Consider the following 13,284-nt stretch of genomic DNA (forward strand, 5'->3'; position numbering starts at 1 on the left):
ATGACCACCTCGGTACCCACCCTCGCTGATCTGCTCGCGACCGGAGTGGAAGGACGGACCGTCTTGGTTCGATCCGACCTCAACGTTCCGCTGGACGGCTCCACCATCACCGACGCCGGGCGCATCCTGGCCTCGGTGCCCACCATCAAGACGCTGTCCGATGCGGGCGCGAAGGTCATCGTGACCGCGCATCTGGGACGTCCGAAAGGCGCTCCGGATCCGGCGTTCTCGCTGGCCCCGGTCGCGGAGCGGCTCGGCGTCGAGCTGGGCCGCAACGTCCAGCTGGCCACCGACGTGGTGGGCGGTGATGCCCTTGCACGCTCGGAGGGCCTGACGGACGGCGACGTGATGATGGTGGAGAACGTGCGGTTCGATCCGCGCGAGACCTCCAAGGATGCGGCCGAGCGCGAGAAGCTCGCCAAGGCGCTGGTGGAACTGACCGGCGACGAAGGCGCGTTCGTCTCGGATGGGTTCGGGGTGGTCCACCGCGAGCAGGCGTCGGTGTACGACGTGGCAAAGCTGTTGCCGCACTACGCCGGTGGCCTGGTCGCGGCCGAGGTCGAGGTTCTCGCAAAGCTCACCACGGATACGGCCCGCCCGTACGCGGTGGTACTCGGTGGTTCCAAGGTCTCCGACAAGATCGGTGTCATCGAGGCGCTGGCGCCGAAGGTCGACACGCTGGTCATCGGCGGCGGGATGGCGTTCACGTTCCTGGCGGCCAACGGTCTGTCGGTGGGTTCGTCGCTGCTGCAGGAAGATCAGATCGAGACCTGCAAGTCTCTGCTGGAGCGGTTCGGCGACGTCATCCACCTCCCGATCGATGTGGTGGTGGCCGACAAGTTCGCCGCGGATGCCGAGGCGAAGGTCGTGTCGTCTGCCGAGATCCCCGACGGCTGGATGGGTCTCGACATCGGGCCCGAAGCGGTCAAGCGATTCGCGGCGGTGCTCGGCGAGGCGAAGACCGTGTTCTGGAACGGTCCGGCAGGCGTCTTCGAGTTCGAGAAGTTCGCTGCCGGTACGAAGGGCCTGGCCGAAGCGATCATCGGCGCCACCAAGGGTGGCGCGTTCTCGGTGGTCGGCGGCGGCGACAGTGCCGCGGCCGTACGCACACTGGGTCTTCCCGAGGATGGTTTCTCTCACATCTCCACCGGTGGCGGAGCCTCTCTCGAGTACCTCGAGGGCAAAGAACTTCCCGGACTGAAGGTATTGGAGAGCTGAGATGGCCACCCGTAAACCGCTGATCGCGGGCAACTGGAAGATGAACCTGAACCACCTCGAGGCCATCGGTCTGGTGCAGAAGATCGCATTTGCGTTGCCCACCAAGTACTTCGACAAGGTCGACGTCACGGTGATTCCACCGTTCACGGACATCCGCAGCGTGCAGACCGTCGTAGACGGTGACAAGCTGCTGCTCACCTATGGCGCACAGGACCTTTCGGCGCACGATTCCGGTGCGTACACCGGCGAGATCAGCGGGGCGTTCCTCGCGAAGCTCGGGTGCACGTTCGTCGTCGTAGGACATTCCGAGCGTCGCACCCTGCACGCCGAGACCGACGACGTGGTGTTGGCCAAGACCAAGGCCGCATTGAAGTACGAGTTGACGCCGATCGTATGTGTCGGTGAGGGGCTGGAGATCCGTGAGGCGGGCGATCACGTCGCCTACAACATCGCGCAACTCAAGGGGTCCCTCGCCGGGTTGAGCGCTGACGAGATCTCCAAGGTCGTCATCGCCTACGAGCCGGTGTGGGCCATCGGCACCGGCCGCGTTGCCAGCGCCGCCGATGCCCAAGAGGTGTGTGCGGCTCTGCGCACGACGCTCGCCGAACTAGCGGATCAGAAGATCGCCGATTCGGTGCGCGTCCTCTACGGAGGTTCGGTCAACGCCAAGAACGTGGGCGAGATCGTCGGCCAGACGGACGTCGACGGTGCACTCGTGGGCGGCGCTTCACTCAAGTCGGACGAGTTCGCCACCCTGTCGGCCATCGCCGCCGGCGGTCCTCTGCCCTGACCCCCGAATTGGGGCCTTTTGGCGAACGTGACCTGCGGGTTTGCTCGCCAAAAGGCCCCATTTCCGGGCGCGGGCGTCGGCCGGTACAGTGGTAGATCGGCCGTTCGAACAAAACTTCTGATAGGAAACGACACGTGAAGCTTGCCCTGGACATCGGACTCGTGGTCACCAGCGTGTTGCTGATCGTCCTGGTGCTGCTTCACCGCGGTAAGGGCGGCGGCTTGTCGTCGCTGTTCGGCGGCGGCGTGCAGTCCAGTCTGTCCGGTTCGAGTGTCGTCGAGCGCAACCTCGACCGGCTGACCGTCTTCGTCGGCGTGATCTGGACCATCTTCATCCTCGGTATCGGCCTGGACATCAAGCTCTCGTAACACCTTCGGTCAACGTCGATTGTCGAGATGCGCCGGCCCCGCGCTGGCGTAGATACTGAGCGGGTGACTGACAAGCGCCCCGCTGTGCCCCGCCCGGAAGCCGGTAGCACCGACAGACAACTGACCGAACCGCTACGCGAGGACATTCGCCTGTTGGGCGGCATTCTCGGACAGATAGTCCGCAAGCATGCCGGCGAGGACACCTTCGAACTCGTCGAGAAGGCCAGGGTCGAGTCCTTCCGGATCCGCCGTTCCGAGATCGATCGCACCGAACTCGAGACGCTGTTCCGCGACATCGACATCTCCGAGGCCATCTCGGTGATCCGGGCTTTCAGCCATTTCGCCTTGCTCGCCAACCTCGCCGAGGACATCCACCGAGAACGGCGACGGGCGATCCACGTCCGCGCAGGAGACCCGCCGCAGGACTCCACGCTCGCAGCGACATACTCGAAGCTCGCGGCCGCGGGCTTGCGTGACGACCAGGTCGGCGCCGCACTCTCCGACGCCACCGTCGTCCCGGTGATCACCGCACATCCCACCGAGACCCGGCGCCGAACGGTGTTCGAGGTGCAGCGCCGGATCACCGATCTGATGCGCTTCGCCGGGCGAACAGAGCTGACGCCAGCCGAGCGCGAGGAGGTCGACAGAGCCCTGAACAGGCAGGTGCTCACGCTGTGGGAAACCGCACTGATCCGTCTCGAGCGTCTCCAGATCCAGGACGAGATCGAGGTGGGACTCCGGTACTACGACGCGGGGTTCTTCGAGGTGATCCCACGCGTCAATGCCGAGCTCCGCGCCTGGCTTCAGGAGCACTACCCGGCTGCCGGCATCGCCGACGATCCCATGCTGCGGATGGGGTCATGGATCGGCGGAGACCGAGATGGCAACCCGTTTGTGACCGGTGAGATCGTCGGGATGGCAACTCGGCGAGCCGCGGAAACCGCGGTCTCGCATCACCTCGCCGAACTTGCGACATTGGCTCAAGAGCTCAGTTTGACGTCTCGACTCACCGAGGTCGGCGACGAGGTGTTCGCGCTCGGCGGTGTGAAGCGCGGCGAGACCGAGGCCGACGAACCGTACCGGCAAGCCCTACGCGCCATCCGGGCGCGGCTGGCGGCAACCGCCGGCGGATTGTTCGGGGATCGATTTGTCGCCGTCAACGACGGCGGTTACCCGAAAGACGGCGCGTCGACCTACGCCGACGCCACCGAGTTTCTCGCCGATCTCGATGTCATCGATGAGTCCTTGCGCTCGAACGGGGACGACGAACTCGCCGACGACCGGCTGCTGACCCTCCGGGAAGCGGTGCGGGCGTTCGGATTCCACCTCTCCGGCTTGGACATGCGACAGAACTCCGAGACCCACGAAGAGGTGGTCGCGGAGTTGCTCGCCTGGGCGGGCGTCCACTCGGACTATCTGTCCCTGCCGGAGGCCGAGCGAGTGGAGTTGCTCACCGCCGAATTGAGTAGCAGGCGTCCCCTGACCGGGCCGGGGGCCGACCTCTCCGACCTCGCGCACAAGGAGCTCGACATCGTCAGGGCGGCGGCGTCGGCGGTCGCAGCGTACGGGCCTCAGGCGGTCCCCAACTACATCATCAGCATGTGCACCTCCGTGAGCGATTTGTTCGAGGCCATGGTGCTGCTGAAGGAGGCAGGCCTGTTCGATCCGGGGTCGGCGGACATCGCACCGAGTTCGTCGGTGCGCGTGGTTCCTTTGTTCGAGACCATCGAGGATCTGCAGCAGGGCGCCGCCACGCTGCTCGCTGCACTCGACATTCCGCTGTACCGCTCGCTCATCGACGCCCAGGAGGGGATCCAGGAGATCATGCTCGGGTATTCCGACTCCAACAAGGACGGCGGATACCTGGCGGCGAACTGGGCGCTGTACAGGGCCGAGTTGGATCTCGTCGAAGCCGCGAAGAAGGCCGGCATCCGGCTGCGACTGTTCCACGGTCGCGGCGGAACGGTCGGCCGCGGCGGTGGCCCGAGTTACGACGCGATCCTGGCACAGCCTCCGGGCGCTGTTCAGGGTTCGCTGCGGATCACCGAGCAGGGCGAGGTGATCGCGGCGAAGTATGCCGAACCGGTGGTCGCACGGCGGAACCTGGAAACCCTCCTCGCGGCGACCATCGAGTCGTCGTTGCTCGACACGGAGGGGCTCGGTGCCGAGGCCGAGGCGGCCTATGCTGTGCTCGACGAACTGGCCGCACTCGCGCGTGCTGCCTACAGCGAACTGGTGCACGACACGCCGGGATTCGTCGAGTACTTCGTGAACTCGACCCCGTTGTCGGAGATCGGCTCACTCAACATCGGCAGCCGCCCCGCTTCTCGTAAACAGACAGAGAAGATCTCGGATCTGCGGGCGATACCGTGGGTCTTGTCCTGGTCGCAGGCCCGGGTCATGTTGCCCGGCTGGTACGGCACCGGTGCGGCCTTCGAGCAATGGGTCGGCGGCGACGACGACCGGCTCGCCACCTTGACCGACTATTACAACCGGTGGCCGTTCTTCCGCACGGTCATGTCCAACATGGCGCAGGTGATGGCGAAGTCCGACCTCGGCCTCGCCGAGCGGTATTCGCGTCTGGTTCCGGATGAGGCGTTGCGCGAGAAGGTTTTCGGGATGATCACCGCCGAGCACGATCGCACGACCTCGATGTACTTCAAGATCACGGGCACCGACGATCTCCTCGCCGACAATGCCGCGCTCAAGCGGTCGGTGTTCAACCGCTTCCCGTATCTCGAGCCGTTGAATCACCTGCAGGTCGAGTTGCTACGCCGCTACCGCGGTGGGGACGACTCGGATCTGGTGCGCCGCGGTATCCAGCTCACCATGAACGGACTCGCAACGGCACTTCGCAACAGCGGGTAGTCGTGCGGGGATGGCAACCGAGCCGTAATGGGGTATGTTCGAGTCGTGCGAGACGGTTCTCCGTTTTCGTCTCACTGGAACCGAACAGGAGTCTGGGTGTCCACACCAACGCCGATTCGACGGCAACTCGAACCACAGTTCCCCGAGGCCGTCCGGTACGCAGACGCGGTGAACAGCAGAGCGGTCGCGCGCGCACGTCGGGTGACGAAGCGACTGACGGGCAAGGACCTTTTTCCGGCGGAGGAGCACATCCGTACATTTGCCGCGGAGATGTTCACCACGGACCCGGTGGCAGAACGATTCGTGGATGAGGTCTACGGCGAACTCGGCGGCGAGGCGGCCCGCGCACTACTCGACAAGGCGTTGACCGAGGGGCTCGACTCGATCGAGGACCCGCCGCCCGCGATGGTGGCGCTCTTCGAAGAGTTCGAGACCGTTCCCGAGTGGGTCGATCCGGCACAGATAGCCGAAGGTGAGGCCATCTGGAGGCGCTGGGGGACATCGTTGTTCAGCGTGGCGGGCGGGATCACCCTCGAGATGTACACCGAGGCAGCGGTCGCCACCCCGCTGTCGCTCGCAGGTGGATACGCCGGAGACAACGCGCTGCGGCGGTTCTTGGAGACCGCCCGCTTCTGGATCGATGTGTCCGAGCCCGATGCTCTCCTGACACCGGGGTCAGCCGGTCGTGCCACCGCCATGCGGGTTCGGGTCATGCACGTCTGGGTCCGCCGCACGGTCGCCGAACATCCTGAATGGGACTCCGCACGTTGGGGTCTGCCAATCAGCCAGTCATACCAGCTGCTGACCCTGCTCGGCGGAAGCGTGGTGCCTGCGATGGCGCTGTGGATGGTCGGGGTCCAGACGTCGCCTCGCGAGATCCGGGTCTTGCTGCACTACCAGCGTTATCTCGGACATCTACTCGGGGTCCGAACGCAGTGGTATCCGGAGTCGATCGCCGATTCGTTGCGACTGCTGGCGTTGGTCAACACCACCCGCAGCTACGATTCGGGACCGCACGGCGCCGAGCTGATCGAGTCATTTCCTGCGGCCTTCGCCCCGCGGGACGGCCACACGGGTCTGCGCCGGATCCGTGAATTCTACAATTCGCGGATATACGCGGCGTATTCGGCGCTGTTCATGATGCCGTGGACGAGAAGCAAGTACGACATGCCCAGCCCTTTTCCGGCGATTGTGTGGATCGTGCTGCGGCTGCCGCTGATGACGATCGTCGAGACCGCACGTCGGGTGTGCCCACCGATCTCACGTGTGCACGAACGAGTCATGCGGCGGCATCGCGAGAACTGGCATGCCGCGCAGATGGAAGGCCGCGAGGCGACGTTCGACACTGGTCGCGGGCTACGCCGCTGACGCAGGGGTCAGGGCAGATTCGACGCGGCCGCCGGATCGACAAACCACACGGTGGCCTCGGTTCCGTGTGCGCCCGCACAGGGCCAGTCCATGAAGTCGGCACCGGCCACGCCTGCGGCGACGGCTTCGGCCTTTTCCGCACCCGACACCAAGAACCAGACCTCACGTGAACGTGCAATGGCAGGCAGGGTGAGGGTGATCCGCTTCGGCGGCGGTTTCGGCGAGTTCGTCACCGCCACCACCGAGGCCTGACTCTCACCGGTCGCGTCCGAATGCGGGAACAGCGAGTTGATGTGACCTTCGCCGCCCATACCGAGCAGGTGCAGGTCGAACTGGGGAACACTCTCGCCGTCGCCTGCCCGGGCAGCCAGGCGTTCGGCGTAATCGGCTGCGGCTGCGTCGATGTCGTCACCGAACTCACCGTCAGAGGATGCCATCGCGAAGACTCGATCGACGTTCACCGGCACGTGATCGAGTAGCGCGGCCTGTGCCTGACCGGCGTTGCGCTCGGAGTCATCCGCCGCGACAAAACGCTCGTCGCCCCAGAAGATGTCCACCGCAGACCAGTCGATGTCGCCGGAGTCCTTTGCCAGGGCCTCGAGCAGGGCGATGCCATTGCTTCCGCCGGTCAGCACCACCGACGCGGTGCCGCGGGCCGCCTGAGCTGCTGTGATCGTGGCGATGAACCGCTCGGTCACCGCGTCGACCAGCGAATCCTTGTCGGCAGACCTAAAAATTTCCGGTGTTGTCATGCGTGAACCCTGTCTTCGGCGCGAATGATGCCGGCCACCCCCTGCAGGGCGAGATGGTAGATCTCGTCGGGGTCGAGCCTGCGAAGTTCTTCTGCGAGAAGATTACTCAGCTCACGACCCGGAAGCGCAACCCGCCCGTCGGGTTTGCCCGGGATGGAGATGATGGCCTGGTTACTCATTCCGACGCACAGCACGAGCGGACCGGCCTCGCGCTCGACGGTCACCTTGAAGCTGCCGACAGATCGTGTCACCGGAACATCGAGGACCGAATGCAACCAGCCCGCGAGCAGGTCGACCGCGGGGGAGTCGGCCGGACCTTCGACCTCGGCTGCGGTGACCGGACTGTGCGGCGGTTGATCGAGCGCCGATGCCAACAGGGCACGCCATGCGGTGATTCGCGACCAGGCGATGTCGGAGTCGCCCGGGGCATACGTGGCCAGTCGTTGCTGCAATTCCGCGGGGACATCGGTTGCGCGGCGGGCGTCGGTGATCCTTCGGGTACCCAGTCGACCGATCGGGTCTGCGGCCGGATTGTCTGGGCCACGCCCTGGCCACCAGGTCACCACCGGCGTGTCGGGCAGCATGAACGGGATGACGACGCTCTCGCCGTGATCAGCCATGTCGCCGTACAGGTGCAGGACCACGACCTCGGAGGCGCCGGCGTCGCCGCCGACCCGGATCTGGGCGTCGAGTCGCGACTGTGCGTTGCGATCGCCGCGCGCGACGACGATCACCCGGCACGGATGCTCGCGGCTGGCCTCGTTGGCAGCTTCGATGGCACCCTCGGTCGGCTCGCCCTCGTCGGTGCAGACGAGAAGGGTCAACACACGACCGGAGGTGAACGCGCCACCCGAATCGCGAATTTTGATGAGCTGCTTGCTGATTGCGGTGGTACTCGTATCTGGAAGTTCGACGATCATTACCTGCTCCTTCGCCAAGCGGCGCGACTACCGGGAAATCAAGGACGACGCCAGGCCCGCCCGTTGCGGGTCATCATCTCGTCGGCGGACTCGGGACCCCAGGTGCCTGACTCGTAGCCGTCCGGAGTGCCCGTCGCAGCCCAGTGCTCGAGGACGGGATCGAGGATCTTCCATGACAACTCGACCTCGGCGTTGACCGGGAACAGTGACGGTTCGCCCAGCAGCACATCGAGGATCAGCCGCTCGTAGGCCTCGGGGGAGGACTCGGTGAACGCCTGGCCGTACGAGAAGTCCATGTTGACGTCACGCACTTCCATGGATGAGCCGGGGACCTTTGATCCGAAGCGCAGCGTGATGCCCTCATCGGGCTGCACGCGGATCACCAGCGCATTCTGGCTCAGCTCTTCGGTCATCGTCTGATCGAAGGGCAGATGTGGGGCCCGCTTGAACACGAGCGCGATCTCGGTGACCCGACGCCCCAAGCGCTTTCCGGTGCGCAGGTAGAACGGAACCCCGGCCCATCGGCGACTGTCGACCTCGACCGCGATCGCGGCGAATGTCTCGGTTGTCGAATCGGCGGCGAAACCCTTTTCGTCTTTGAGACCGGGGACCGGCTCGCTGCCCTGCCACCCGGCTTCGTACTGGCCCCGAGCGGTGTTCTCGTCGAGCGGCAAGATGTTGCGGGTGGCCGAGAGCACCTTGATCTTCTCGGTCTGCAACTCGTGTGGTTCGAACGAAATCGGCTCTTCCATGGCGATCAGGGCCATCAACTGGATCAGGTGGTTCTGGATCACATCCCGTGCGGCGCCTATGCCGTCGTAGTATCCGGCGCGACCACCCAAGCCGATGTCCTCGGCCATGGTGATCTGGACGTGATCGACGTAATGCGAACTCCACACCGGGTCGAACAACTGGTTCGCGAAGCGCAGCGCGAGGATGTTCTGGACGGTTTCCTTGCCGAGGTAGTGATCGATCCGGAAGACCGAATGCTCCGGGAACACCGTGTTGACAACGTTGTTGAGCTCTTTCGCGCTCTGCAGATCGTGGCCGAACGGCTTCTCGATGACCACTCGCCGCCACTTGTCCTCGGACTGGTCCGCGAGACCCGAGCGCGACAGCTGCTCACACACCACCGGGAACGCCGCCGGGGGAATGGACAGGTAGAACGCGTGGTTGCCGTCTGTACCGCGCTTCTCGTCCAACTCACCGAGCGTGTCACGAAGTTTGTCGAAGGCCTCGGGGTCGTCGAACGTGCCCTGTACGAACCGGAATCCTTCGCTCAGCCGCTCCCAGACATCTTCACGGAACGGCGTCCGGGCATTCGCCCGGACCGCGTCGTGCACGACCTGGCCGAAATCCTCGTGATCCCAGTCGCGGCGCGCGAAACCGACGAGGGCGAACCCGGGTGGCAGCAGCCCACGGTTCGCGAGATCGTAGACCGCGGGCATCAGTTTCCTGCGAGCCAGATCCCCGGTGACGCCGAAGATGACCAGACTGCACGGCCCGGCGATCCGGGGTAGCCGCTTGTCCCGTTCATCTCGGAGTGGGTTGACCCAATCTGAGTTGCGGTCGGGCAATGCCTTTCAGCCCTTCGACTTCTCGGCCAACTGCTCGGCTGTGGCGTCGAGCAGTTCCTTCCACGACGCCTCGAACTTCTCCACACCCTCGTTCTCGAGGACGAGGAAGACATCTGTCAGGTCGATGCCGATGGCGGAGAGCTTGTCGAAGACCTCCTGCGATGCCGGACCCTGACCGATGATCGACGAGGTATTGACCTCACCGTGGTCTGCGAAGGCGTCCATCGTCTTCTCGGGCATCGTGTTGACGGTGCCCGGGGCGACCAGCTCGCCGACGTAGAGGGTGTCCGGGTATGCCGGATCCTTCACGCCGGTCGACGCCCACAGTGGGCGCTGGGCATGGGCACCCTTGGCGGCCAGTGCCGTGAAACGGTCGTCCTTCTCGAACACCTGCTGGTAGGCGGCGTAGGCGAGGCGAGCGTTCGCGAGCGCAGCCTTGCCCTTGAGCGCCTTGGCCTCGTCCGAGCCGATCGCGTCGAGTCGCTTGTCGATCTCGGTGTCGACCCGCGAGACGAAGAACGATGCGACGGAATGGATCTTGGACACGTCATGACCCGCGGTCGCGGCCTGCTCGAGGCCGTCGAGGAAAGCGCCCATGACCAGTTCGTAGCGCTCCACCGAGAAGATCAGGGTCACGTTGACGCTGATGCCCTCCGCGATGGTCTTCGCGATCGCGGGGATGCCGGCCTCGGTGGCCGGGATCTTGATCAGGACATTGGGCCGGTCGACGATCTTCCACAGTTCGACCGCCTGGGCAGCGGTCTTGTCGGTGTCGTGCGCCAGTCGCGGATCGACCTCGATCGACACCCGGCCATCGACTCCACCCGAGGCCTCGTACTGCGGGGCGAGGATGTCGCACGCGTCGCGGACGTCGTCCGTGGTGACGGTGCGGATGGTCGCATCCACGTCGGCCCCGCGGGCGGCCAGCTCATTGACCTGATCGTCGTACGCGTCGCCCTTGGACAACGCGGCCTGGAAGATCGACGGGTTTGTGGTGACACCGACGACCGACTTCGTGGCGACGAGTTCGGCCAGGTTGCCCGATTTGATCCGGGTTCGGGACAGGTCGTCGAGCCAAACCGAAACTCCGGCCTGGGACAGTGCAGCAAGATTGGCGTTCTGTTCGCTCATGGTGCGCTCCAATTCTTGGTGATGGGGGAGTCGTGATGGACGAGTTCGCTCAGGACTGCTTCGCGATGGCGCGCTCGGCGGCTGCCGTGACCGCTTCCGCAGTGATGCCGAACTTCTCGAAGAGGATCTTGTAGTCGGCCGAAGCGCCGTAGTGCTCGATCGAGATGATCTCTCCGCCGTCGCCGACAAGGCGATACCACGGCATCGCGATGCCGGCTTCGACGCTGACCCTGGCCTTCAGTGCGGGCGGGATCACCGAGTCGCGATACGACTGGTCCTGCTCGTCGAACCATTCGACGCAGGGCATCGAGACGACCCGAGCCGCGATTCCCTTGTCCTTGAGCGCCTTCTGTGCGTCGACGGCGAGGTACACCTCCGAACCGGTGCCGATCAGGACGACCTGGGGGTCGCCGTCAGCTTCGGAGAGGATGTATCCGCCCTTGGCGACACCCTCGGCGGACGTGCCTTCGAGGATCGGCAGGTTCTGGCGGGTCAGGGCGAGGCCCGCCGGGTTGTGGCGACGCTGCAGGATCTGCTGCCAGGCGTACGCGGTCTCGTTGGCGTCACCGGGTCGAACCACGTCCAGATCCGGGATGGCGCGCAGCGCCGCGAGGTGTTCGATCGGCTGGTGGGTCGGTCCGTCCTCGCCGAGCCCGATGGAGTCGTGGGTCCAGACATAGATGGGGTCGGTCTTCATCAGGGACGCCAACCGCACCGCCGGGCGCATGTAGTCGGCGAACTGCAGGAAGGTACCGCCGTAGGCACGGGTCGGACCATGCCGCACGATACCCGAGAGGATTGCGCCCATCGCGTGCTCGCGGATACCGAAGTGCAGGGTGCGGCCGTACGGATTAGCGCTCCACTGTTTGGTGCTGATCGACGTGGGCCCGAAGGATGCGGCGCCGTCGATGGTGGTGTTGTTGCTGCCGGCGAGGTCGGCGGAGCCGCCCCACAGCTCGGGCAGGATCGGCCCGAGTGCGGACAGCACCTTGCCCGACGCGGAACGGGTCGCCACGTCCTTGTCGCCGACCTCCCACTTGGGCAGGGCGTCGGTCCAGCCGTCGGGCAGCCCGTTCACGTTGAGCCGATCGAGCAACGCCTTGCGGTCGGGATTGGCCTGAGCCCACTCGTCGAAGGACTTCTCCCACGCCTTACGCTGCTCGGCGCCGCGCTCGACCAGCGCACGGGTATGGCCGATGACCTCGTCGGAAACCTCGAAGGTCTTGTCCGGATCGAAACCGAGGAGCTTCTTCGTCGCCGCGACCTCCTCGTCACCGAGCGCAGAACCGTGTGCGCTGCCGGTGTTCTGCTTGTTCGGGGCGGGGAAGCCGATGATCGTGCGCAGGACGATGATCGACGGCTTGTCGATCACTGCCTTGGCCTTCTCGATGGCCTCTTCGATGGCGGTCACGTTCTCGCCGCCGTCGACGTGCTGCACATGCCAGCCGTACGCCGCGTAACGCGCCGCGACGTCCTCGGACAGCGCGATGTCGGTGTCGTCCTCAATGGAGATGTGGTTCTTGTCGTAGAAGACGATCAGATTTCCGAGCTGCTGGGTACCGGCCAGCGAGCTGGCTTCTGAGGTGACGCCCTCTTCGATGTCACCGTCCGAGGCGATGACATAGATGTAGTGGTCGAAGGCGCTGCCGCCGACCGGAGCATCCGGGTCGAACAGGCCGCGCTCGTAGCGGGCCGCCATCGCCATGCCGACGGAGGATGCGAGTCCTTGGCCGAGGGGACCGGTGGTCATCTCGACGCCCCGGGTGTGGCGGTATTCAGGGTGACCCGGCGTCTTCGAATCCCACGTGCGCAGCGCCTCGATGTCCTCGAGCTCGAGCCCGAAGCCGCCCAGGTAGAGCTGGATGTACAGCGTCAGGCTCGAATGCCCGCACGAGAGGATGAACCGGTCGCGGCCCATCCAGTCGGTGTCGGTGGGGTCGTGGCGCATCACACGCTGGAACAACGTGTATGCGAGTGGGGCCAGACTCATAGCCGTGCCCGGGTGTCCGCTACCGCATTTCTGAACGGCGTCGGCAGCCAGAACCCGTACTGTGTCAACCGCTTTCGTGTCCACCTCGCTCCAGTCAGCTGGATGGGAGGCCTGGGTTAGCGCGCGAATTTCGTCTGATGCTGACACGATCGTGTGAACTCCTACAAGCTCGACTCCGGTACAGGGCGGGGCTACGCAGAGCCCGACACCAGCCTAGTCGTCTCGGCTCGATGTCGTGGCATACGGGAGGCGAATTGTCGCCGCGGTGCCGACCGAGGTCAGTGACAGGCCGCTGTGGTGGG

General features: G+C 65.1%; 10 protein-coding genes. 5 read left to right on the plus strand and 5 right to left on the minus strand.

Annotated elements, in window-relative coordinates; genetic code table 11:
* From BH683_RS13910 to BH683_RS13930, 5 genes are all read left to right on the plus strand, one after another.
* Complete coding sequence (locus BH683_RS13910) at positions 1-1,218, plus strand: phosphoglycerate kinase (RefSeq protein ID WP_084836857.1); 1,218 nt, start codon at positions 1-3, stop codon at positions 1,216-1,218.
* Between the two features lies 1 nt (position 1,219).
* On the plus strand, positions 1,220-2,008 hold the full coding sequence (tpiA, locus tag BH683_RS13915) for a triose-phosphate isomerase (RefSeq protein WP_084836858.1): 789 nt from the start codon (positions 1,220-1,222) through the stop codon (positions 2,006-2,008).
* A 134-nt stretch (positions 2,009-2,142) separates the two neighbouring features.
* Positions 2,143-2,376 carry a preprotein translocase subunit SecG gene (secG, locus tag BH683_RS13920; RefSeq protein ID WP_084836859.1) on the plus strand — a complete coding sequence of 78 codons (234 nt, stop codon included), beginning with the start codon at positions 2,143-2,145 and terminating at the stop codon, positions 2,374-2,376.
* A 27-nt stretch (positions 2,377-2,403) separates the two neighbouring features.
* Entirely contained in the window at positions 2,404-5,244 is a 2,841-nt protein-coding gene (gene ppc, locus BH683_RS13925) for a phosphoenolpyruvate carboxylase (RefSeq protein ID WP_084836860.1), read from the plus strand.
* A 96-nt stretch (positions 5,245-5,340) separates the two neighbouring features.
* Positions 5,341-6,612: an oxygenase MpaB family protein gene (locus BH683_RS13930; protein ID WP_246833370.1), complete on the plus strand. Its 1,272-nt coding sequence runs from the start codon at positions 5,341-5,343 to the stop codon at positions 6,610-6,612.
* Between the two features lie 8 nt (positions 6,613-6,620).
* Here BH683_RS13930 and pgl read toward each other — a convergent pair whose 3' ends face one another.
* Genes pgl through tkt form a run of 5 tightly spaced genes read right to left on the minus strand, consistent with a single transcriptional unit; the run spans position 6,621 to position 13,129 of the window.
* Positions 6,621-7,364: a 6-phosphogluconolactonase gene (pgl, locus tag BH683_RS13935; RefSeq protein ID WP_084836862.1), complete on the minus strand. Its 744-nt coding sequence runs from the start codon at positions 7,362-7,364 to the stop codon at positions 6,621-6,623.
* A complete protein-coding gene (locus BH683_RS13940; RefSeq protein WP_084836863.1) occupies positions 7,361-8,284 on the minus strand; it encodes a glucose-6-phosphate dehydrogenase assembly protein OpcA in 924 nt (307 codons plus the stop codon). Before BH683_RS13940 ends, pgl begins: the two co-directional genes overlap by 4 nt.
* A gap of 38 nt (positions 8,285-8,322) precedes the next feature.
* A complete protein-coding gene (zwf, locus tag BH683_RS13945; protein ID WP_094647482.1) occupies positions 8,323-9,861 on the minus strand; it encodes a glucose-6-phosphate dehydrogenase in 1,539 nt (512 codons plus the stop codon).
* Between the two features lie 6 nt (positions 9,862-9,867).
* On the minus strand, positions 9,868-10,992 hold the full coding sequence (gene tal / locus BH683_RS13950; protein WP_094647484.1) for a transaldolase: 1,125 nt from the start codon (positions 10,990-10,992) through the stop codon (positions 9,868-9,870).
* Between the two features lie 49 nt (positions 10,993-11,041).
* The gene (tkt, locus tag BH683_RS13955) at positions 11,042-13,129 is read right to left on the minus strand and encodes a transketolase (protein ID WP_084836864.1); all 2,088 of its coding nucleotides are present in this window, start codon (positions 13,127-13,129) and stop codon (positions 11,042-11,044) included.
* Between the last annotated feature and the right edge of the window lie 155 nt (positions 13,130-13,284).

The organism is Williamsia sp. 1138, from assembly GCF_002095435.2.
GTDB lineage: Bacteria > Actinomycetota > Actinomycetes > Mycobacteriales > Mycobacteriaceae > Williamsia.

Bases quoted from the DNA above. Each gene is read 5' to 3' on its own strand.
- tpiA (WP_084836858.1), top strand. From the start codon at position 1,220: ATGGCCACCCGTAAACCGCTGATCGCGGGCAACTGGAAGATGAACCTG.
- tal (WP_094647484.1), bottom strand. From the start codon at position 10,992: ATGAGCGAACAGAACGCCAATCTTGCTGCACTGTCCCAGGCCGGAGTT.
- ppc (WP_084836860.1), top strand. From the start codon at position 2,404: ATGCGCCGGCCCCGCGCTGGCGTAGATACTGAGCGGGTGACTGACAAG.
- BH683_RS13940 (WP_084836863.1), bottom strand. From the start codon at position 8,284: ATGATCGTCGAACTTCCAGATACGAGTACCACCGCAATCAGCAAGCAG.
- pgl (WP_084836862.1), bottom strand. From the start codon at position 7,364: ATGACAACACCGGAAATTTTTAGGTCTGCCGACAAGGATTCGCTGGTC.
- BH683_RS13910 (WP_084836857.1), top strand. From the start codon at position 1: ATGACCACCTCGGTACCCACCCTCGCTGATCTGCTCGCGACCGGAGTG.